At 64.9% G+C, this 20,913-nt stretch carries 23 protein-coding genes; 11 read left to right on the top strand and 12 right to left on the bottom strand.

The genetic code is table 11. The annotated features are described in order from the left end of the window. Positions 1–32 precede the first annotated feature (32 nt). Together ACIQU3_RS00570 and ACIQU3_RS00565 are read right to left on the bottom strand one after the other, a co-directional pair. Positions 33–1,205, bottom strand: a complete 1,173-nt coding sequence (locus tag ACIQU3_RS00570; RefSeq protein ID WP_403922930.1) for an LCP family protein — start codon at positions 1,203–1,205, stop codon at positions 33–35. A 33-nt stretch (positions 1,206–1,238) separates the two neighbouring features. Beyond that, on the bottom strand, positions 1,239–3,134 hold the full coding sequence (locus ACIQU3_RS00565) for a glycosyltransferase (RefSeq protein WP_403724017.1): 1,896 nt from the start codon (positions 3,132–3,134) through the stop codon (positions 1,239–1,241). 748 nt (positions 3,135–3,882) lie between these two features. Here ACIQU3_RS00565 and ACIQU3_RS00560 point away from each other — a divergent pair. Together ACIQU3_RS00560 and ACIQU3_RS00555 are read left to right on the top strand one after the other, a co-directional pair. Further along, the gene (locus ACIQU3_RS00560; RefSeq protein WP_403922928.1) at positions 3,883–4,554 is read left to right on the top strand and encodes a hypothetical protein; all 672 of its coding nucleotides are present in this window, start codon (positions 3,883–3,885) and stop codon (positions 4,552–4,554) included. A 144-nt stretch (positions 4,555–4,698) separates the two neighbouring features. Beyond that, positions 4,699–5,355, top strand: a complete 657-nt coding sequence (locus ACIQU3_RS00555) for a hypothetical protein (RefSeq protein WP_403922926.1) — start codon at positions 4,699–4,701, stop codon at positions 5,353–5,355. A 640-nt stretch (positions 5,356–5,995) separates the two neighbouring features. Here ACIQU3_RS00555 and ACIQU3_RS00550 read toward each other — a convergent pair. Genes ACIQU3_RS00550 through ACIQU3_RS00540 form a run of 3 tightly spaced genes read right to left on the bottom strand, consistent with a single transcriptional unit; the run spans position 5,996 to position 9,028 of the window. Next, positions 5,996–6,625 (bottom strand): hypothetical protein, encoded by a 630-nt coding sequence (locus ACIQU3_RS00550; RefSeq protein ID WP_403922925.1) that lies wholly within the window; start codon positions 6,623–6,625, stop codon positions 5,996–5,998. 34 nt (positions 6,626–6,659) lie between these two features. Next, positions 6,660–8,645, bottom strand: a complete 1,986-nt coding sequence (locus ACIQU3_RS00545; RefSeq protein WP_403922923.1) for a hypothetical protein — start codon at positions 8,643–8,645, stop codon at positions 6,660–6,662. A 50-nt stretch (positions 8,646–8,695) separates the two neighbouring features. Then, positions 8,696–9,028, bottom strand: coding sequence for a hypothetical protein (locus tag ACIQU3_RS00540; RefSeq protein ID WP_403922921.1), 333 nt, complete (start codon positions 9,026–9,028; stop codon positions 8,696–8,698). Positions 9,029–9,656: 628 nt separating this feature from the next. On the opposite strand from ACIQU3_RS00540, the gene ACIQU3_RS00535 reads away from it, so the two are divergent. Beyond that, a complete protein-coding gene (locus ACIQU3_RS00535) occupies positions 9,657–10,109 on the top strand; it encodes a hypothetical protein (protein ID WP_403922919.1) in 453 nt (150 codons plus the stop codon). Then, on the top strand, positions 10,106–11,140 hold the full coding sequence (locus ACIQU3_RS00530; RefSeq protein WP_403922917.1) for a hypothetical protein: 1,035 nt from the start codon (positions 10,106–10,108) through the stop codon (positions 11,138–11,140). The genes ACIQU3_RS00535 and ACIQU3_RS00530 overlap by 4 nt, the downstream gene beginning before the upstream one ends. A 408-nt stretch (positions 11,141–11,548) precedes the next feature. Here ACIQU3_RS00530 and ACIQU3_RS00525 read toward each other — a convergent pair whose 3' ends face one another. Both ACIQU3_RS00525 and ACIQU3_RS00520 read right to left on the bottom strand, forming a co-directional pair. Then, a complete protein-coding gene (locus ACIQU3_RS00525) occupies positions 11,549–11,959 on the bottom strand; it encodes a hypothetical protein (protein ID WP_403922915.1) in 411 nt (136 codons plus the stop codon). A 158-nt stretch (positions 11,960–12,117) separates the two neighbouring features. Beyond that, positions 12,118–12,696: a hypothetical protein gene (locus tag ACIQU3_RS00520; RefSeq protein ID WP_403922913.1), complete on the bottom strand. Its 579-nt coding sequence runs from the start codon at positions 12,694–12,696 to the stop codon at positions 12,118–12,120. A gap of 326 nt (positions 12,697–13,022) precedes the next feature. On the opposite strand from ACIQU3_RS00520, the gene ACIQU3_RS00515 reads away from it, so the two are divergent. From ACIQU3_RS00515 to ACIQU3_RS00490, 6 genes are all read left to right on the top strand, one after another. Then, a complete protein-coding gene (locus ACIQU3_RS00515) occupies positions 13,023–13,379 on the top strand; it encodes a hypothetical protein (RefSeq protein ID WP_403922912.1) in 357 nt (118 codons plus the stop codon). Continuing rightward, positions 13,379–13,885, top strand: coding sequence for a hypothetical protein (locus ACIQU3_RS00510; protein ID WP_403922910.1), 507 nt, complete (start codon positions 13,379–13,381; stop codon positions 13,883–13,885). The genes ACIQU3_RS00515 and ACIQU3_RS00510 overlap by 1 nt, the downstream gene beginning before the upstream one ends. Positions 13,886–14,010: 125 nt before the next feature. After that, the gene (locus ACIQU3_RS00505) at positions 14,011–14,871 is read left to right on the top strand and encodes a C2 family cysteine protease (protein ID WP_403922909.1); all 861 of its coding nucleotides are present in this window, start codon (positions 14,011–14,013) and stop codon (positions 14,869–14,871) included. 10 nt (positions 14,872–14,881) lie between these two features. Further along, on the top strand, positions 14,882–15,217 hold the full coding sequence (locus ACIQU3_RS00500) for a hypothetical protein (RefSeq protein WP_403922907.1): 336 nt from the start codon (positions 14,882–14,884) through the stop codon (positions 15,215–15,217). Beyond that, positions 15,198–15,980 carry a hypothetical protein gene (locus ACIQU3_RS00495; RefSeq protein WP_403922905.1) on the top strand — a complete coding sequence of 261 codons (783 nt, stop codon included), beginning with the start codon at positions 15,198–15,200 and terminating at the stop codon, positions 15,978–15,980. The genes ACIQU3_RS00500 and ACIQU3_RS00495 overlap by 20 nt, the downstream gene beginning before the upstream one ends. Before the next feature lie 66 nt (positions 15,981–16,046). Continuing rightward, positions 16,047–16,196, top strand: coding sequence for a hypothetical protein (locus tag ACIQU3_RS00490; protein ID WP_403922904.1), 150 nt, complete (start codon positions 16,047–16,049; stop codon positions 16,194–16,196). A gap of 101 nt (positions 16,197–16,297) precedes the next feature. Here ACIQU3_RS00490 and ACIQU3_RS00485 read toward each other — a convergent pair whose 3' ends face one another. The 5 genes from ACIQU3_RS00485 to ACIQU3_RS00465 all read right to left on the bottom strand — a co-directional run bounded on the left by ACIQU3_RS00485 (position 16,298) and on the right by ACIQU3_RS00465 (position 19,617). Continuing rightward, entirely contained in the window at positions 16,298–16,753 is a 456-nt protein-coding gene (locus tag ACIQU3_RS00485; RefSeq protein ID WP_403922903.1) for a hypothetical protein, read from the bottom strand. A 50-nt stretch (positions 16,754–16,803) separates the two neighbouring features. Beyond that, the gene (locus ACIQU3_RS00480) at positions 16,804–17,070 is read right to left on the bottom strand and encodes a hypothetical protein (protein ID WP_403922901.1); all 267 of its coding nucleotides are present in this window, start codon (positions 17,068–17,070) and stop codon (positions 16,804–16,806) included. Beyond that, positions 17,067–17,936, bottom strand: a complete 870-nt coding sequence (locus ACIQU3_RS00475; RefSeq protein ID WP_403922899.1) for a hypothetical protein — start codon at positions 17,934–17,936, stop codon at positions 17,067–17,069. The genes ACIQU3_RS00480 and ACIQU3_RS00475 overlap by 4 nt, the downstream gene beginning before the upstream one ends. 103 nt (positions 17,937–18,039) lie before the next feature. Then, complete coding sequence (locus tag ACIQU3_RS00470; protein WP_403922897.1) at positions 18,040–18,546, bottom strand: RDD family protein; 507 nt, start codon at positions 18,544–18,546, stop codon at positions 18,040–18,042. A 12-nt stretch (positions 18,547–18,558) separates the two neighbouring features. After that, complete coding sequence (locus ACIQU3_RS00465; RefSeq protein WP_403922895.1) at positions 18,559–19,617, bottom strand: hypothetical protein; 1,059 nt, start codon at positions 19,615–19,617, stop codon at positions 18,559–18,561. A gap of 730 nt (positions 19,618–20,347) precedes the next feature. Here ACIQU3_RS00465 and ACIQU3_RS00460 point away from each other — a divergent pair. After that, positions 20,348–20,608 (top strand): WXG100 family type VII secretion target, encoded by a 261-nt coding sequence (locus ACIQU3_RS00460; protein ID WP_097218954.1) that lies wholly within the window; start codon positions 20,348–20,350, stop codon positions 20,606–20,608. The last annotated feature ends 305 nt before the right edge of the window (positions 20,609–20,913 follow it).

The following is a 20,913-nucleotide window of genomic DNA, read 5'->3' as shown; positions in this document are numbered from 1 at the left end:
ACCTGGGCTCCGCTTCTCCGCAGGCCGGTTGATCAGCCGACCGGCCGGTCCTGTCGCAGGGCCGTGAACAGGGCACGGGCCCGCCGGTCGTCCCACTTCACCGCACTGCCCTTGGGCGTACGCAGATCCGGGTCGGCCACCGGCACGTTGAGCTGCCGTCCCCCGCCGCCCGTGGCCTTGCGCAGCGCCTCGAACAGGCCCATGAGGTCGGGCAGTTCCGTACCCTCGTCGACGATGAGCGTGTCGAGCCCGGCCTCCAGGGTCGGGAAGGACTTCGACGGGTCGGCGAGCGTGGACGGGGTGGCCGCCTTGCGGGCGAGGGCGGCGAGGAACCTCTGCTGGTTGCGGGTCCGGCCCAGATCACCGCGGGCCTCCTGTTTGCGCTGCCGTACGAAGGCGAGCGCCTCGGCGCCGTCGAGGGTCTGGCAGCCGGCGGGGAGGTCCGCTCCGGAGTCCTTGTCCCGCACGGGCCGGCCCAGGCACAGGTCGACACCGCCGACGGCGTCCACCACCCCCACGAAACCGGCGAAGCCGATCTCCGCGTAGTGGTCGACGCGCACACCGGTGTTGCGTTCCACGGTCCGCACCAGCAGGTCCGGGCCGCCCAGGGAGAACGCGGCGTTCAGCTTGTTCGGTGCGGCCCGGTAGCTCCTGCCGGTGTCGGGATCGACGTAGGACGGAAGGGTCACCCAGGAGTCGCGCGGCAGACTGAGCATCGTGGTGCCGCTCGCGCCGGTGTGCAGCAGGATCACCGAGTCGGTGCGGCGGCCCTCGGCCGAGCCGGTGTTGAGATCCTTGCGGTCCTGCTCCGACAGCCCCTCGCGGCTGTCCGAGCCGACGACCAGGTAGGTGGTGCCCTCTCCGGGCGGCACCCGGCCGCCCAGCGCGCCGAGGTCGACCTCCTTGTTGAGTCGGGTGTCCGCCCAGACGTACGTGCCGGCGCCGGCGAGCAGCAGGGCGGACGCCAACATCGCCGTCGTCCGCAGGAACCGGCGGCGCCCGCTGAGCCGGCGCCGGTTCCTGCTGCCCCGGCCGCCGCGGGTGGGCGGGCCACTGTCATAGCGGCCGGGTGCGGCGGGCGAGGGCATACCGGGCAGCGGGGCCGTGCGGGTCGAGGGCGGCGGCGCGAAGGAGGGCCCGGGTGGCTCCGGGCGGGGGCTCCACTGCGGCGGGAACTCTTCCGCCCGGTCGGTCCAGTCGCTCATCGACGCCTCGAAGGTGCTGTGGGGGCTCTCGGGTCAGCGCATCGGCACACTCCTATACGCGACGGGCCCGCCTATCTGTTCAGCCGCGCTCCCGGACCGCTTCATCCGCTGCCACCGCAGCGGGCTGCCGAGCAGCAGCGCGACCAGTGACTGGATGACGACCAGATACATCAACTGCCGGTAGACGACGATCTGGAAAGGCATCGACCACAGCGCCCGCACCGGCTCGCCGTCGAGTCTCAGGGCATAACCGGAGCAGACGATCTGCACGCCGAGGAAGGCGAACCAGACAGCGGCCGACTCCCAGGGGTCGCGGAACAGCACGCCGTAGAGGGCGTAGACGTCGATGACGGGCGCGAGCAGCGGCAACGCGACCTGGAAGAGCGCGAGATACGTGAGTCCGCGCCGCCCGAACCGCCCGGCCGGCCCGGTGCCGAGCACGGCACCGCGATGCTTCCACATGGCCTGCAGCGTGCCGTAGCACCAGCGGTACCGCTGTCGCCACAACTGCTGCAAACCGGTGGGTACTTCGGTCCAGGCGACGGCAGACTCCTCGTACAGCACCCGCCAGCCCGCCCGCCACAGGGCCATCGTCAGGTCGGTGTCCTCGGCGAGGGTGTCCTCGCTGACCCCGCCGACGCCGATCACGGCGTCCCGGCGGAACGCCCCGATGGCGCCCGGCACGGTCGGCATGCACTCCAGCACCTCGAACATGCGCCGGTCGAGGTTGAAGCCGAAGACGTACTCCAGGTGCTGCCATCTGCCGAGCAGACTGCGCCGGTTGCCGACCTTGGTGTTCCCGCTGACGGCGCCGACGGCGGGGTGCGCGAGCGGCTGGACGATCCGCTCTACGGCGTCGGGCTCGAAGACGGTGTCCGCATCGACCATCACGACGATGTCGTGACGGGCGTGTGCGAGACCGTTGTTGAGGGCGGCGGCCTTGCCGGCGTTGGCCTGCCGTACGACCTCCACCCGTGCGTCACCGGTGTGCTCCGCGATGTCGGCGGTCCGGTCGGTGGACCCGTCGTCGATGACGACGATCTGGAGCCGCTCATGAGTGGAGTCGAGCAGCGACCGCAGGGTCGGCCCGATCCCGGCCTCCTCGTTGTACGCCGGGACCAGTACGGTCACGGGTCCGGACGTGTCCCGCATCCAGGGCGCGCCGGTCCGGAACCGTTCGAGGCGCCGCACGTGCGCCCGCGCGAACAGGGCGAGCAGCAACAGCCGCAGCACGCCGAGCCCGCCGGCGACACCGAGGATCCAGATCATGACGGTGGAGAAGACCTGTCCGAGGCCGGTGATCCCGATCAGCGCCCGCCCCAGCCACCGCTCGGGGAGGGAGGGAGAGGCGTACGGGACGAGCCCGAGCCCGTCGGACACGGTCGTGAACCGGTCGACACCCTGGTTCCTCAGCAGCCTGCGCGCCTCTTGGTACGCGCTCTCCGTCTGACTGAGCTGCCGGACGATACCCCGGGCGGGACTGCGGGTTCCCTTGTCGGCGGCGACCAGCACGTAGCCGTACCCGGCGGCCCGCCGAGCGGCCTGCCACTCACGGCCGCACAGGGTGTCGGGTGAGGTGGTCCGGGGCATCCGCAGCAGATTCGTCCGCCGGCCGGTGGTCCCCACGAGAGCGCTCTGGGTCAGCTCCAGTTCGGCCCGGAAACGGGGGGCGGAGGACTCCCCGAGGACGGCTCCGGTGTAGGTGTTGGACCCGATCTCATGCCCTTCGTCCCGGATCCGCCGCATCAGCTCCGGGTGCCGGGCGGCCTGGGCGCCGTGCACGAAGAAGGTCGCCCGCGCGTTGTTCCTGCGCAGCAGGTCGAGGATGCGGGGTGTCCAGACGGGGTCGGGCCCGCCGTCGAAGGTGAGCGCGACGGTCCGGGCGGGCATCGATCCGCTCTGGATCCCGCCCCGGTTGATCCCGATCACGGGCCCACCCCGCACGACGGCGTCCGGCGCAGGTGCCGTACAGGCCGACCGCGTCTTCGCGGCATCGACCTCGTGCTCGGTCCAGCCTTCGAAGAGCAGCAGGGCGAAGAGAAGGGGCAGCGTGAGGGCGAGCAGGAGCCAGTGGGCTCGGGGGGCACGGGCTTGCTTGTGGCGGGGTTTGGTGCGGCGGGGTTTGGTGGGGTGGGGTTTGGTGCGCCGGGATTCCGTGGAGTCGGGTGCGGTGGGGCGGAGTTCGGCGGGATGGCGCTTGGTGGGGTGGGAGGGGCTGCCTGTGGGGCGCCGGCCTCGGGTTTCTGCTCGGGGGCGGATCAGGGGACGTCACCGCCCCCGGGCTCCACGCCGTCCGCAGGGCGTCTCCCCAGCGCGCTTCGATCGGACCAACCGGCCGAGATGGGCGTCGTATTCGCGCTGCTGGTACGGGAGTTACGCATGGGGCGCGAGTGTAGTTTCGGAGGTCCGGTTCCAGGGGCGGAACGGGGAGCTTCGGAGGCTGGACGGGCTCTGGTCCGCATGAGCGACTAGGAGCCGCCGACGCCGAGTCGCCCGACAACTGCGCCGCTCGGCGCCGATCCGCGCACGGGCACGATCAGGACACCAGCGACCTTCCGAGAGACCCATACATCCGGCATTGCCCATGTTCTCGCGGAAGTTCGCACTGGTGAAACCGGAAACCTCACCGGTACCGTCAGTGCGCAAACTGAACTTCTGTCTCTCACGGGGAGTCACTGTGAAGCGCCGCTCATTGCCCGTTGCTGCCGCGTTGACGGCGACGGCAGCACTGATGTTGACGGCCTGCGGTAGCGGGGACGAAAAGTCCGGCGACAACGACAAGATCGCGGGCGCCGGCCAGGCGGCACAGAAGCCGAAGGAGTCGGCGTCCGCGTCAGGAGCACCGGCAGGGGACAAGCCGGACGGCGTGGACCTGTCCCTGCCCAGCGACATGGACCTGGTCTTCGACTGGGACAAGCCGAAGGACAAGAACGAGGCGGCGGCGATGGATGATGCCGCGAACTTTCTCCGGGCCATCTACCGCGGCGTCGCCAAGCGCACCACCAAGGACGCGGCCGTGACGGCCTACTCCACCGGCGATGGGCTCCACTATGCGCAGGTGCAGATCAACGAGTGGATCAAGGGTGGTTGGACCGCCACCGGAACCCTGCGTCACTACGACGCCACAACGCGCTCCGCTCCGAACGGCAAGTCCGTGGAGGTGGGGTTCTGCGCGGACTCGGGCAAGTTCTTCGGCAGGGAAATCAAGACCGAGAAGGTCCTCAAGACCAAGCCCAGCATCGAGGACTTCGATTACTTCAAGATCGTCATGGTCAAGTTCCCGACCAGCGAGGGCCTCTGGCAGGCGTCCAAGGTATTCGTCGAGACGAAGGCAGCCAAATGCCAGTAGGCAGGCTGCGGCGTACCACACTCCGACCAGCCCCATACACTCCGGATTGCCCCAGTTCTCACGGAGATTCGCACTGGTGAGACCAGGAACCTCCCCGATACCGTCAGTGCTTTGGACTGTTCTTCTGTCTCACGCGGAGTCACTATGAAGCGCCGCCCATTGCCCGTTGCTACCGCACTCGCAGCAACGACAGCACTCCTATTGACGGCCTGCGGCAGCGGGGACGACAGCGCGAAGAGCAAGGACGACATCGAAGGCGCCGACGCGGGCAAGGCGGCGGCATCGGCTTCACCCAGCGCCAGCGCATCCGGTCCTGCCGACAGGCCCAAGATCACGTTTCCCGACGGCGTGGAGAACAAGTTCGAGAGTTGGAAGACGGGTGACCCGACCAAGGACGCCGTACTGTCCGACGTGACGCAGACGGTCAACGCGGTGGACGATGCGATCCTCCGCGGCGATACGAACTCGTCGACCCTCGCGTACTACCGCAAGGGCAAGGCACTCGTGAGCGCGCAGAAGTGGGTCCTGGCCTGGCTGGACGAGGACCTCACGTGGACCGGCGTTACCCGGTACTACAACCCGAAGGTCGAGGTCGCGGACAGCGACACCGCTGCGGTCGTCTACTGCGCCGACGAGAGCAAAGCCTTCAACAAGAACCGCAAGACCGGGACGGTGGACAGGACACCGTCCGACGAGAGCCCGTACGTCACGTACAGCACGCAGCTCAAGAAGAACAGCAAGGGGGTCTGGCAGACCACTGAGGTGCTGTCGAAGCGAGGGGACAAGACGTGCGCAGCCTGACCTGTGGCATAACCACGCTGAGCGCTCTCCTAGCGACTATTGGCATGACCGCCGACACCTCAAAGGGCGGAAAGTGCAAGAACTACACCCTCGATTAGAAGGACGAGGGCAAATGATGGGCACAACGAGCACCCGGAGGGCAGAGAACGGCGACGCGCCGCCACCCGAGTACGAGGAGGCCATCTCGCCGGATACTCGCCACTCTCGCCTACCAGTAGCAGCTGCCCTACACCAAGGTGAACCTGGCGACCTGGGCCCGGATCGACCAGGCCGCCCTCGACGAGATACAGGCGACGGCGGCCCTCAACGACTCCGGCTGAACATCTGACCACCACCAGGCCGGTGTCCCTCAGGCTGGAGCCGGGGCACCAAGGACGCTGTAGCCTACTCGGCCTCGGGCGAGTGCGTCATCAAGGCCGACAACACCTTCGGCCGAACCTACGCCTAGGGTAAAGCCGCCAAGACCCGCCATGCGGAATCAGGTACTTCCGCTCCTCCGGCGACGGCACGTACATACTCCGGGCCACCATCACTTGGGATTCGACTGGACCAGCTACGGCGGCGCAGGCAGCGCCCTCCCGAACGGCACGCACGTGCGACCGGACGACGAAGGGCGCCGAACATTCGACATCCGACACGGCTATGAATTCGGCAGTTTGGACGGGAGGTCGCACTTCGCTTCCTCGTGGGCGTAGCGACCGACAGCCGTGGCCAGACCGATGAGCGTCTGCCGCACTTCCTTTTCCGAGCCCATAAGGCCTTCCGGGGCCTGAGCGAAAACAGTCAGGTTGTGCGGCTCCCTGGTCTTCCTTTCAGTGCGGTAGCAAGGGATGTAGATGGCAGCCAGATCCACTGTCGAGACGCCCTTAATTCCAGAGTTGAAGTAGGTGCGTTTTCCGGAAGTCGGTGGCAGGTTATGGTTGACCCACTGCCGCCAAGGCATGGCGACACCTGCCTTGGCGTGCAGGTTGAGGACGTTCTTGCCATCACCCGTTCCGCTGCAATTGCTTATATAGTCCCAGTCTGGTGTCGGTGTCGATCTCGTTGCGAAGTCGTAGCGGGCAGCCCGTGGCAACTTAGAGCTGAGAATGTCGGCAGCCGCCTGCCTGTCGGGAAGGTTGCGGCACACGTCGTCAGCCGTGATAGTCCCGCGCTCGGCCTCGAACACTCCTCCCAGATGGGCGACGAGGAGACCGGTGGCCGCGGCCACGGCCACCGCGGCGTAGATGAAGGGCTTCCGGCGAGATTTTCGTTCGCTCGATTCCGTCAAGGTCGGTCACCCATACTCTCGAATGGCTAGCAGGCTATTGGTTAGCTTTGCTCTGATCGACCAGGTCGTGGGCATCGCGGAACCCCTTGCCCGCCTGGTCGCCGGCCATGGATTCGGCTACCTCGGACCCAGTGGCGGCCTTGGCGGACCGCTGCGTGGTCAGGATGGCCGAGTGTTCGATCTGATCCATGCGCTGAACGTTTTGGTAGACCTGCTCCTTCTGTTTCTCGCCGTCGTCTCCGAAGCCATCGAGGAACCCCTTGAAGACCTCTCCCGCGGCCGTTCCGACCAGGCCACCTACGACAACGCCCCCGGGGCCGGTGAAGGATGAGGTCGCAATGGTCGTCGCGCTGCCGACGAGAGACCCTCCCCAGGTACTCGCGTGTCCCTTCCACGCCTCACTTCGTGCAGCAGAATCCGCATCATCCTTGTCAGCCTGAAAATGCTGCCCCTCACCGATGACGCCCTGGAAGAGGCCCGTCTCGTAAGCGATCTTGTTGATCGTGTCGTTGGTGTTCAGCGGGTAGGCATCGGGGTTCTTCGCCTGCGCCTCCATAAGCGCGGCAGCATACACGTGCTGGGAGACGTTGAGCCTGTCGTACCCTTCCGGGTTGCGGGCTACCGCATTCAAGAACCGTGCGGCATCATATTTGTCCATCCGTGCGGTGACTCCCGGCGTTGGAAAGAGCCCGTCTCCGTTGGCGATGTCATAATCGAGCGACCGATGCAAGTCCGGCATATACTCGGCCGAGATATTCGCAAAACTGTCCGACATGTACCCGTGTTGCCGCAGCCGGTCCTGGTCCCCAGACACCGACTTCACAAGCGCACTGAACAGACCCGCCTGCTCCTTCGAGTGCTTCACGTCCTCGGCCGTAGCCGCTTCACCGGGCCGATGCCCGGTGGTTGCCGCTTCCAGCGCGTGCCCCATCGAGTTCCGACCGGTCACGCTCTCCTTGCCTTCCATGCTGTCGTCCGGCCACTTGCGCTCTTCGAAGAGGTACTTGAAGTTGGTCTCGGCCTTGCCGTCGTCTCCCTTCTGCTTGGCGGTGAAGAACTTGGTCGCCGCTCCAGGGCTGTTGGCAAGTGCTTTCATGTAACCGGTGAGAGGATCGTTACCCTCATCGTTGCCCAGGTGGTTGACCGTGCTCGTGGTACCCCAGCCGGATCCGTAGAGTCCATCGGCACCCTCCATGACCCGCTTGTCTTCCTTCACGAGCGCGGTTCCATAGTCCTCAAGGAACTTGTCGTCATAGTCGCCGTAGCGCATGAGGTTACTCATCACGATGAAACCCTCAGGACCGCCGGAGCCCCCGTGCGGGGACGGACCCGGATCAGAGATCGGATCGTCACCGATCTCGACCATGTCCTTCTTCCACTTCCTCATCTCCGGCGAGTCGGAGTTGGTGGCTGCGGCCACGGTGAGACTCAGGTGCTTCTGCATCTCGTCGAGCTCATCGGCCCGCTCGAAGTCCGACGTTTCACCGTACCCGGAAGGCCTGTCGAGGTTGCTCATCTTTTCCCAGAGCTGCAGCGTCTTCCTCGCTCCGAGAGCTCCGACGACCTTTTCGGCAAAGGGATATTCGTCGTAGTTCTCGGCGAAGAGGGCGTCCAACTCGTCGAGCTCCTCGGCACTGAGGTCCTCGGGGTCCTTCTTCGCCAGCTCCGTGGCACGTTTGGCGGCCTTGGCCGCCGCGGCGTTGGCGGCCCTGCTCACCTGCGCTTCGTTGATCTGGACCATGCCCGCGAAACCGGGGTATGGGCCGTTGTCCATGTTGAGGGCCAAGTGGTAACGCCGCTTCAACATGGGGAGTTCAGCCTGGGCCCAGGACGCCACCTTCAGGATGTCTGCAAGCTCCTGGACACCCACACCCCAGTAGGCGAGCTGGGTCTTGTAGTAGGAGGCCCGGTCCCGCAGGGTCTCCTGGTCACGTCGTACCGAGTCGATCGTGCCCTTGAGCTTCTCCGGGTCGATCCCTGAGAAGACGCCTCCGCTGCTTCCCCCGTCGTCCGGGCGCATGCCGTTCCCCGTTCCACTCGCATCGGATCCAGTGCTGCTCTCAGGCCGCGTCAGTACATGTGTCTGCTGCGGTTCATCGAGTTGGCTTCCTCTTGGGTGACCTTCTCCGGCATACGGTCGATCTCGCGCTGAACGTCCTCAAGTACCTTGTCGATGCGCGTTCGTACCGTCTTGCGGTGGCCGGCCACGTCGTCGTGCCACTTGTCGGCGTTCTTGCCGACCCACGACCTCACCGAGTCCCGGCCGCCCTTTCCGATGTCCGCAGCCGCCTTCTTCAAGGAGCTCACGAGTTCGCCCCGCTCCTTCTCAAGCTCTCGCTTGAGCTTCTGCAGCCGCTCGCGGTCCGGGTTGTCCACCTTTGGGTTGTCGCCGTCGGCTCCCATGCCTCCCCCTCATCCGAGCGCACCCTACACAGCAAACGTTTCGTTTCGGCTTCGCCGGCGCGGACGAGCAAACGCGTTCAGGGCCCCATAAGAGGGCAGCAAGCCCGCGCCACGCCACACCCAGACGATCAGTCGCGACGGGCTCGCTCCGACGACTGGGCGACTCCTCTGATCGGTAGGGACATCGGTTGCGGTGGCCTTAAGACCGCGACGCAAGAGAATCGAAGTCCTTCACGCCACGGCGCCGGACGCCCGGACACAGCGTTATCCAACACCGTCCCGCTGGGGACCATCTGGACACGACCAGCGCGCTAGGGTCCGGCATGCGCCGAATTGCCCACACTCTCAAGCAAGTTCACGGTGGTGAACCGGATACCTCACCGGTACCGTCAGTGTGCAACTGAACCTCTGTCTCTCACGGGGAGCCACTGTGAAGCGCCGCCCTTTGCCCGTTGCTGTCGCGCTCACTGCGTCCACAGCCCTACTGCTCACCGCGTGCGGAAGCAGTGATGCCGGCTCAAAGGACAACGACAAGATCGCGGGGTCCGACACCGGATCCCAGGAAGCGACTTCGAGCCCAAGCGCGTCGGACTCCGCCGAGCGGCCCGACATCAAGCTGACCAGCGGCGTGGAAGACGCCTTCGAGGGCTGGGAGACGGGCAACGCTACGAAGGATGCGGTGCTCGCGGACGCCGCACGAGCACAGACCGCGATCAACGACGCCATCCTCCAGGGCAAGACGGACACCCCTGGTCTCACCTTCTACTACCAGGGCGAGGCCCTCACGACGTCCGTGAAGTGGGTGCAGAAGTGGGTGGACGCCGGACTGACGTACACGGGCACCACCCGGTACTACAACCCCAAGATCGAGTTGTTCAACGACACGTCGGCGGGAGTGTCCTTCTGCGCCGATGAGACCAAGGCATACAACAAGGACCGAAAGTCAGGAAAGGTCGACAGGTCCCCAGCCTCGGACGACTCCTACGTGCTGTACAACACCCGCCTGGAGAGGACCACGCAGGGAGTGTGGCAGACGACCGGTGGGACGTCCGTGCGCGGGAGCAAGGGATGCGTTCAGTGACCAAGGTCAGTTCCGCTGCCGCAGTGGGTACGCTCGTAACCGCCTGCACACTTCTGATGTCCAGCTCGGCCTTCGCCAAGGATCCCGGCGGATCTCAGTTCGACGTCTCGGGGAGCAACGAGACGGACAGCGGTCAGACTCTCGAGTCGCGCATCGTCTTCCGTGGATCTACCGGTGGCTCGGGAGCGAAGGAATCCGGACAGTTCACGCCCGTCGGCGACTGGACTCCACCGGCTTGCTGGTACGAGCCCAAGTGGACTCCCGCCGAATTCTCCAAAGAATTTCAGAGGGAATGGAACATCCCGCATGCTAGTGGTGTGGGAGAGGCATACGCCTTGTCCAAAGACTATTACATCAACGGGGAACCATACAAGGACTTCAACAAGTCCGAAACAGGCAAGGGCCTGTGGTGGGACGCTGTTCGAGACAAGAGCCGAGAGGAATCGGGAGACCCGGCCGCCTTTGCCTGTGACACAAAGACATTCTGGGTGGAGAACGGCGAGACACCTAAGGTGGAGAACGCCGTGACCCCGAAGATTCTCGCCGATCTCGCCTACAGCCGGATCAAAGTGCCCGACACCGAGGTAACCCTCGCCCCGGAGAACACCACCAAGGTCAACCTTCCCACTTGGGCCTGGCTCGACCGGGCCAAGTTCCAGAACGTCTCAGTCACCGCCTCCCTCGACGTCGGCGGTGTAAACCTCCAGGCTACAACCACCGCCAGGCCTATCGCGCTCAAGCTGGAGCCAGGAACGTCGGATGCTGAGATCTACCCCTCCTCAGGGGAGTGCACCTTCAACGACGACGGTTCGATCGGCGAACCATACGCAAAGGGCAAGGCCGACCAGACGCCGCCGTGCGGAATCAGGTACCTGCGTTCTTCCGGTGACGGCTCGTTCAAGCTGCGAGCAACCATCACGTGGGAGGTGTCCTGGACTGGGACGGGCGGCGCCGGCGGGGACCTGCCCAATGGGACCTTCGGAAGTGAGCAGAACGTAACCGTCCAGGAGATCCAAGCCGTCAACAGGTGACGGAGCGGACGGGAAGCAAAGGGGTGTGGAACCACGGCCACGCCCCAACGACCTGCTGGAGCAGCCTCTTCGCTGTAGGACGAGCGGCAGGCAGCCCGTCACGCCGTGGTGGAGCGTGCCGTGCTCGCCGAGCGCCTCCACGTAAAGGACGATGGCGGGATCTCGAAGGGTGCTGACCAGCGGGCTCAGTGCGAAGTTGAGGTTTCCGGCCTGGTCGGTCAGGCCGACCCAGCGCAGTTCGTTTGCCTCCGCCAGTTCCGAGGGTGCTTCCTCCCGTCGCGCTGACAAGGGACGGCCAAGTGGTTCGCGCAAAGCCGGAACCGACCTCGTGCGCTGTCATACGAGGGCTGGTGTGTCGCTCTAGTCAGCGGAAAACGTTGCCCGTGATCGCTCAGGGAGTCACGGGGGTCACTGGAATACGTCCAGCCACTGCAGCGACCTGCCGAAGAAGGCACGAACGGCCCCGCCTCTGTTGAGGTTGCGGGTGTTGAGGCCGTACAGCATGGCGGCCAGGGCCAGGTCGGTGACATCCGCCGAGCCCAGGACGATGAAGGCGGCCTTCTTCCGCGAACCGCTGCCGTGGCGGCGGATCCGGATCTCCACACCGTTTCGGACCAGGGCCCGGTCGCGGTGCCGTGCGCTGGTCGCGAGGAAGCGGTACTCCCGCCCGGCGACCTGCATCCGCAGCGCCCTCCCGGCTCGGGTCTGTGCCCAGCGGTTGCGCTTGAGCCGCACTCTGGTCTCACCAACACTGAGTTCGGCTATGTAGAGCGAAGGCTTTCGTCCGTAGGCCCAACCCATGAACGAGGTGAGGGCCACCGTGTCACCCCGGACCTCAGTGACGTGGCGGTCGCCGCGTCGGTTCGCTGGGTAGACCACCTCGACCCTGCCGAAAGCGTGTATGTGTGCTGCTGCATGGTTCCTTCCCCACGCGCCGCTCGGCGCGGATGTGCCACGGCCGACATCAGCCGAACGGGTCAGAGGTCGTTGAAGCGGTTGAGGAAGCGCCCAGGCAGCGACACCAACGCGCCGGGCAACGACAGGTTCCGTGTGTACACACCCTCGAGGACGAGCGCGATGCCGATGTCGAGGGCATCCGCCTCACCCCTCCACGTCCCGGACAGGGTGCTGGGGTTCCTCCAACTCGAACGCGTGATGCGTACGCCGACCCCCGGGCGGACCAGCTCATGGCTCCGCTTGCCACCCCGCTCGGCATACGTGTACGTCCGCCCCTTGACCCCGATGCGAAGAGCCCGAGACTTCTTTCCGGGCCACCACACGTTTCGGGAGAGATCCGCGGGGTCCCAATCCACCCGCAGTTCACCTCTCGCCAGGAGCGGCCGCCGCAGGTACCGCAGCCCGAGGTAAGTGACCAGCGGAAATGCCTCACCACTCACCGCCACCTCGCAGAACTCCGACGGATAGTCGCTGTGCTCTGTCGGGAATGCGAGCTCGATACGGCCGAGGCCGTTCACTTCGCCTACCCAGAGGTGAACGTCACCACGGACACCTCGTGTGGGCGTCGCCCGCTGCAGCTCAAATGTGAGTCCACCCATACGCCTGCCCCTTTCCCTCTGTCTCCCGAACCCTGGCTGATCGGAGCAGCACAATCAAATTCGCTGTTGTGGACCGGCAATCACGGCGCCTGGGACGAGTCACCCGGCGACCATCGACAAGCCATAGGACATATCGGATGTCGTCGAAATCAAGGAGGTACGCTCACGTGGCCACTGGCGCACGGGTTGTGGCGGCCATGTGATGGTCCGGGGAGATTTCACACTCCTTCGCATGGTCGAACACGCCCCCCGTATGCTTCCCCAGCGATGCCGCGGATCAGTACGCGAGGCGGCAGACACCGGCGGTAAACGGGGAGGAAACAACCGTGGGGCCCACACCGGGCGATGATGCAGCCGAGTTGAAGAAGCGGGCCGAACGGCTCCAGGATGCGGCGCGGGACGCCAGGGCGCTGGCCCGCAGGCTGGGACCGTACCTCGACGACGCGGTGAAGAAGGCCACCCCGCGCGCCGCCGCCTTCCGAACCGGCGGCGATGAGGGCGCCTTCTGGCAGGGGCCCTTCGCCGATGAATGCACGGCCAAGCTGCAGCAACGGCAACGCACGCTGAACAGCATGGGCACCGCACTGCTGGCGGACGCCACCCGCTGGGAGAGCCAGGCCAACGAACTGATGCGCCAGGCTGGGGAGAAGGACAAGGCCCGGGCCGGAACGGGTGGCGGCTGATGGGCTTCAGAGGCTTCGACGCCGCCAAGCTGACGACTCTCGCCGGCCACCTGGACACCCTCGCTCAGAACTCCGGAAAGCTCCATTCACAGCTGGCCGCCGTGCTCACCACCGCCCAGCAGAACCTGCCGTCGGGGCAGAACGCCTCCCGCAACCCCGACCTCCAGGATCTCGTCGGCGATGTGATCCCGGTGCCGTCGTTCTTCCGTCGCCCGCGTCTGCCTGGCTCCCTCGGCGGCGAACTCGACGACATGCAGTCGTCGATGAAGCGCCGCATCAGGCAGATCGAGGGACTGCGGGAGCTGGAGCAGCGGGGATACCCCGTGAGCGACAGCAGTCTCTTCCTCGACGAGAAGGCGCCCGACGCGAAGAAGATCGACGATGCCCTGCGCCGTCTTCACGAGCTGAAGGGCAAGGACTTCGGTACCAACGGCAACCGCGACGACCTGGAGCAGATCTCCGGCGAGCTCGACGGTCTGACCGCCGCGAACTGGACTCCTTCGTAACGAAGGCCTCGCCCGGGGACCTGGCCTTCTACAACCAGCTGCTCACCGACACCGGCGACTCCGTCTGGAATCCGTTCGACGTCAACGGCCTGCCCGAGGACAAGCGACGGGACACGCTGAGCCTGATGCTGTCCAAGGTGAGTCCGGAGAGCGTAGGCAAGTTCACGGCGGCCTTCCCGGGCGTGCAGCCCACGTTCACCAACACCGACGCGTACGAGGCGGGCGGCAACAGCCAGAACGGCCAGACCAACAACGGCATTCACTGGGCACCGCCTTCGGACCCCTTGTTCCAAGACGGAGTGTCCGCCGATGACGTCAACCAGCGCCAGTTCGGCGACTGCTGGTACGTCGCATCGCTGGCAGGCCTGGCGCAGAAGGACCCCGCCTTCGTGCAGGAGGGCGTCAAGCAGAACCCGAACGGCACGGTGAGCGTCCGCGTCTGGGACAAGGAGGGCAACTACCACTGGGTGACGATGACGGCCGACCTGCCGTCCGACCAGAACGGCGACCCCATCGGTACGTACGGCAACGGGGAGAGCTGGCCGGCGTACTACGAGAAGGCCTTCGCGACGGTCTACTCCGACGACGGTGACGACGAGCGTGGGTACGGCGGTATCGAAGGGGACGACCCCAAGAAGTCAGCTCCGTATCTGACCGGCAAGGAAGGCGAGGACCTCACCACCGGCGGCTTCCTTGGCATCGGCGAACACGAGGACAAGAGCCTGGTGTCGCTGAAGGAGTCCTACGACTCCGGGAAGGGCGTCACCGTGTCCACCCCGGCCGACGAGGAACTGGACAAGAACCACCCGGCCGAATGGGGCAACACTTACCACAGCAACCACGCATACTACGTCCGGGGATTCACCGACGATGGCAAGGTCATCCTCGGAAACCCCTGGGGCGTCTCCGGCTATCCGCCGATCACCGTGTCGCAAGAGCAGTTCAACAAGTACTTCGGCGGAGCGGAGGCCTTCGATGCCCCATGACGCTCGGGGGGTGAGCAGTGTGTCCGAAGGCCAGAAGGTGAAGTACCCCTTCGCATTCAACGGTCGCTGGGCACTTCGTCACCAGATTCCGTACTCCGTCGAAGACGATGGCCGGACCTATCAGGTCCTGGCGTCCGTCTTCGCCGAACCGTCGGTGCACGGACGTATCCGGATCGGCTGCGAAGGCCGACCCGTCGGGGAGTTCGACGGGTTGACCCCGGGTGACGTTCTGGACATCACCGGGGACAGATGGCGGGTGGTGGATGTCGATTACCGAACCCGCATCGTGCTGGAGCACGTGATCGACGGTTGCAAGGAGGACACCGGTGTTCAGCCCGGCAAGTAGGTACGGCATCGCGGGTGCCACCCTGGCCTTGTGGGCATTGACCGCCTGCGGAACGTCGTCCGGCGGCGGTGACACCCCGACGACCGCACCCACGACCACGCAGGCGGCGGCGAAGGACAAGGGCCCGCAATGCATCGGTGAAGCCCCGGCGGACGGTGTGCACGTCCTGCGCGGAGGCGGCTTCCGGCTGCCTGACGGTGGAGGCGTGCAGTACTCGGCCGCGACCGCTGACGGAAGGTCGCGTACTGCGACACTGCGCGACGGGGCCGGTTACGGGGCGGGACAGCAGCAGTGGACCGTGAAGCCGGGATTCCGGTTGACCGTCTCGGGCCATGCCTACACCGTGCGGCAGGTCTGTTCCTACCGTGTCGTCCTGGAACCGAAGGACGCCAAGGACAAGGCCGCTCTCGCCGCCGCTCCCGAGTCCATGGAGTTCGCGGGCGGCGCCGCCGACAACACCTTGTGCTTCACCACCAACCGCGCCGTCCTGGCCGCCACGTCGAAGAGCTTCCCGGCCAAGGGGCAGCCCTTGGCCCTCCTCGACAACGGCGGCGTGAAGCAACTGGCCACCGGTCCGTCCCTCACCGTTTCGTACGTCGACACCGCGGCGGGGACGGTTGGCTTCGGCGCGAACTGTGCCGGGGTTCCGGTGGCCGTCTACAAAGACGTGAGGATCGGCGACACCGTCGAATTTGCGGGAGTGCTGTTCAAGGTGTCGGGGCTTACGGAGCAGGCGGTACGCCTCACCCGGACGAGCGATTAGCCGCTGCGCGTAGCTCGCGGCAGTGGCCCGACCCCGCCCCGAAGTGCCACGGAGAGCCACACTGTGTTGGGCAAGAACAGACACGTCGACGAACCCTCCGTCACCCTCGTCCCGTGGACGAACGCCTGGGAGTTCGCCGTTACCGAGGAGGAACGACCTGCCGGTGCACAGCGCAAACGGGCCGCGCTCGGCGTCCGTGTTCCTATGCAGCAGTAGCGCGGCGAACAGACAGTGGACGATTCCCAGTGCGGAATGGGCCCTTCTGGACGCCTTAGCCAGAGCCGTCCGGATCCACCGCCGACGGCAGGCGTGCGGATTCATGGGAGGTGTGGCTGAGAATACACAAGTACGGGTACATGAGGCGCAAACGCATCCACCGAGACTTGGAGCCGTTCTGGATCCAAGCGCCATAGGTTGATGGGCCGGCTTGCCAGAAACAGTTCGTAATCCACGTGGGGGGCCAGCTTCTCGGCCCTCTCCCGGCTGACGCCGCTGTTCATCCCGGGAAGAGCAGGCGCTCCGGGCCTGCGTTGCACTCCGACGTAGTTGATCCCGTTCCCTGCCGTGCGCTGATGCCACACCACAATGGACGTGATGTCATTCCACGGGACGTGGGCAAGTTGGGCCTCGTAACGTGCAGGAGCACCCCCGAGGAGCACTCCTTCGCGGTCGACCCGGAACGCGACCAGCTTCTTCCACTTCGAGCCGCCGAGCAACTGGAACGGCGTTCGGACGAAGTGAGCCTCGTAGACAAGTGAGTTCGCATCAGTCATCGGGAACCTCATGAAGGCCGTAGCGGGCAGGACAGATTCGATCCCTCAACCTACTGCGCGGCACCAGTCTTCTTCTTGTGCTCTTCGTCCTGCACGCGTTGCAAGATCTTGTTGTACTGTCCCCGTGCCGCGTCCAGAGCATCGTGAATCGCTTTTCTGCGGCCGCGCCATTCCGAACGGAACTTGTCGGCAGCAGGACCTTGCCAGGCCTCGGTGCCGGACGCCGCGTCCACCGCGTCCAGGGTCTTGTCGATCTCATTCGCGAATCTCTTCAAGTTGCTGAGATCTTTCCTGCACTCCTCGACGCGATCGCTCATTTTCCCCACCCCGTGGACGACTTCTCAGGTGCGGCCGGCTGCCTGATCAACTTGATGATGAACGCCTCAAGGGTACGCTCGCTGACCGCCTGTGCCGTGATGCCGGTCGGCGCCTGCGGTGAGTCAACGTTGACCGCCCACACCTCACGGTCTGTTGCGTACGTCGTCAGAAGCGGTCCGGGTTCATCGGCGAGTACGATCAACTGGCTCACCACCAGAGCTCCATCGATCACGGAGGCCAGCTTCTGGTCCACCGTCTCGGCCGTCAGGGCCGACGGGTCGAGCTGCAGCACCTTTCCATCCCGGTCAGCCGTACCGAAGGGGTCTACGAGCGCCTGGACCATCCGGGCGGCATCGCGCGCCTTACTGGCGAGCGTGAAGATGTGCATCCCACCGCCGGTTACTTGCTCGATCAGCAAGAGCTCAGAGGAATGCACGAAAACGAAGGCGGTCACGCTGCCGTTGGACGTCTGCTGCTCGACGGCGAGTGCCCGTGCAGCCGTGCGCCGCAGAGTCAGCGCCATGCTGACCTCCGGCGTAACCCGCATCTCCACATCTGCAGTGAGTTTCGAGTGGGTTCCCTCGGACCGCAGGACGGCGTCGAGTTCGGAGATGTTCGCGACCTCCACCGCGCCCCGGGAAACCAGAGAGCGAAGCGCTGTTCCCAGAACCCACTCACGCTGCTCTTCGGAAAGCGTAGCCAAATGCGGCGCCGGAGCCACGACTTCCTCGAGGCTACTGGGGTCCAGCACAGCAAGTTCCTCGTCAGTCAGTTTGATGAGCGGCTGAGTTCCCCCTTCTGCGAGTGCCTTGCCGACGAGTTCGCGGAACTTTTCCAACTCGATGTCGAGTTCGGGGTTTGCCATACCGAGTCCTTGCATCTTTTGAGGTTCTGCGGTTGATTCAGAAGTGCCCGAGGGCTTTAAAACTAGAAAATCCGCGCGAGACGAACGACGTAAGGTGAAACCGTCAGGCTTGGCCGGACGACCGCATGCCCGCGGTCTTCACAATGCGCACGCCCGCGAAATCGAGCGGGGGCGCTTCGCTACCACCGAGGAAGAACCCGAGGGGCAGGATCGTGAAGCCGTACGCAATGCCCCCGATCCATCGGCCGAGCAGCTGCCAAAGGCGTGGCCTGCCGCCGTCCACCAACCGGACCACACGCGCGCCGACAAACAGCTTGCCTATGCTGCAACGGAACAGCAGGACCAGTAGCACTTGATTCAGAAACGAGACGCTGATTCCGGCGACGAAAACTCGCAGCCACAGACTCCCGCTGGTGAGCGAAGGCGCATCCGACGCCGGGAGGCTCAGTACATACTGCATCCCGGAAATGGCCGCGCAGATAATCGCGAACGTTCCGTCGATGGCCGCGGCCCCATAGCGACGCCCCATGGATGCTGGCTCTGGGGCCAAAGCACCGCCTTGGTCCGGGCGCCGGTCCCGCGGCACACCGAACAAGTCCTTCGATTCCACCGGAGCCATCTCCTACCAGAACTTGTACTTCTTGATAGTATTGGGGACTAGATTTGTCACCGCACTCTTGGCGCCGTCGACGATCTCCTGGCCCTTGTCCGCCACGTCCCCCGCCCACTTGGTCGTCGCATTCCAGGCCTTTTTGGTCGTATCAGCGATCGCTTCTCTGTTGTCCCAGGCCCAAGTGCCGAGGAAGTAGGCACCGGCCACACCGAGAGCCACCCAGCCGACCACAGGGACTGCCGCCGCGACGGTCGCGCTGGCGCCGAGGGCTGTCGCCGCGGCCGATCCGCCCAGAACCGCCCCTGCGCCGGCCGCCTCCACAAATCCCATGCCGCGGTCGAACCCGCCCAGAACGCCGTTGTGGTCAGGCGCGACCATCTCTTTGACACCATGAACAATCGCCAGCGGCAACCCGACGCGGTCAAGGATGCTGAGTCCGGGGGCCTGATTCAGCAGCTTGGCCGGCAGGGGAATCTTCAGTTTGGTGGTGAGGAAGCTGCGAAGACCCTGTTGCCACTTCCAGGGCTGCTGGTAAAGACCCTCGATCTTCTGGAGCTTCAGGAGCTCGCGCATGTACTCGATGTTCTTCAGCTTCAGCCGATCACCGGTGATGCCGAAGTACTTGTTCAGTTCAAGGACCGCCTTAGCCCCGGCCACGTTCTGGCCCTGGGACCAGCGCTGGTACAGCTGGAGGGAAGCTTCGATACCCGAGGCGATCTTCGTCAGTCGCAGGGGCATCGTTACATTTTTCTTTATTTCCTTGAACTCGTCCACATATTCGCCGACCTCACCCTTGTGCTCCTGGTATTCCTGCCAGGTCTTGAGCACTCCCGTGAGCCCCATGAACATGAGTTCGGCGCTCGGGTCTGCGTCCAGGATTCCGAGCCGACGACGCACATCTTTGGCTTGATCGCGAGCCCATGATGCATCCTGCCGAAAGCGCTTGAGGTTTCCCTGGTCGCCTTCCCATTTAGCAAGAATGCCGGACACCAGGGGGCCCTGAATGGAGAGCGCGCCATCAGCGACGTCCAGCGCGGCAGCCAGTTTGCGCGCATTATCCTTGGACATTCCCCTGAACGTCACGCAAAAACCCCCTGTTGGCATTGTTCATTATTGACGTCACGCGGAGCATCTGCGCCCCCTGCTATCATGCGCCCCCTGGGCACCGCGTCGGAATACCTTCACGCTATCCATGCGTCGCGAGCACCTTTCCAGGACACGTAGCTACGTCGGGACAAGGTAGCAAAGACACCCTGGACAGACACAAGCGGATCCCTGTCGGGACAAGTGGATCAGGGGCCCTGTCGGCATTGGCCTGTGCGTGGCTTTGCCCGGGCGCACGGCATGACTCACGCCCCCTCCTGAAATCAACCGGTTCAGGGGCGAACTGGCTTATCGGGAAAATTTATACAAATTTTCACACTCTTCAAATTTCCTCCGCCAGGCACCTCCGGCCGTGGAGAACGACTGGGCTAGCGGCCCCTGCAACAGGTGTACGACACGTCGGGTAACGACGAGTGGTGCGCGCCACCCTGCGCACACGGCCTCAGTCGGCTGATTCGCGGCCGATTTCCTGAATGTCACGATTTGCCAAAGCGGCTTCTCCTGCTGCCCACGGCATCCCAGCGCATCGGCACTCCACGTATAGCCATCAAGCTCGCCTCACCAGGGTGAACACCACACGTTCACACGAGAACCCCAACTCTGGAGGCCCTGGACTGCAACTACGCCTGGTGCGGTAGCGTCCCATGTTGCAAACGGATCGTCCGTTTACTCACGTGACACGGGGAGGAACGCCATGGATCGCGGTGCAGATCTCACTCAGCTTCGGGAACTGTCCAAGCTCTTCGGTAAGAAGGCCACGGACCTCCAGGGCCTCATCAAGGCACTGGAGTCGGCCACGAGCCACAGCTCTGGCTACTGGAAGGGCCCCAAGGCCGACCGCTTCCGGAATGACTGGCACGACATCAAGCCGACGTTCGACAAGTGGGTCGACACGCTGAACGACGCCAGCAAGTCGGCCAACACCAGCGCCGACAACATCGAGCGCGCCACCTGATCCGTATCGCGCGGACGCAGCCTGCCGGGGCATTCCTTCGAGGCCACCGAGCCACAGACGGAGTGCCCCCGGCGGCATTTCAGCAGGACAGACGCGCTCCTGCAGACGATGCGTCACGTCAAGGAACGCCGTCCGAGGACGGATGAGCGTGCAGCCTCAACCCTGTGACAATGGATCACGCATCTGGGCTCAGGCATCCTTGTTATACATACGCGCCTCGTTCTGCGACATCTTCTCCGGCTTCCGGCTGATGAATGCTCACCGTATAAGCGGGTTCCGAGCGTGCCGATGAAGCCCGACTCCGC

The organism is Streptomyces sp. NPDC101110 (genome assembly GCF_044759525.1).
Taxonomy (GTDB): domain Bacteria; phylum Actinomycetota; class Actinomycetes; order Streptomycetales; family Streptomycetaceae; genus Streptomyces.
Note: the sequence above shows the minus strand (reverse complement) of the source record. Positions and strands in the feature narration are given on the sequence as shown.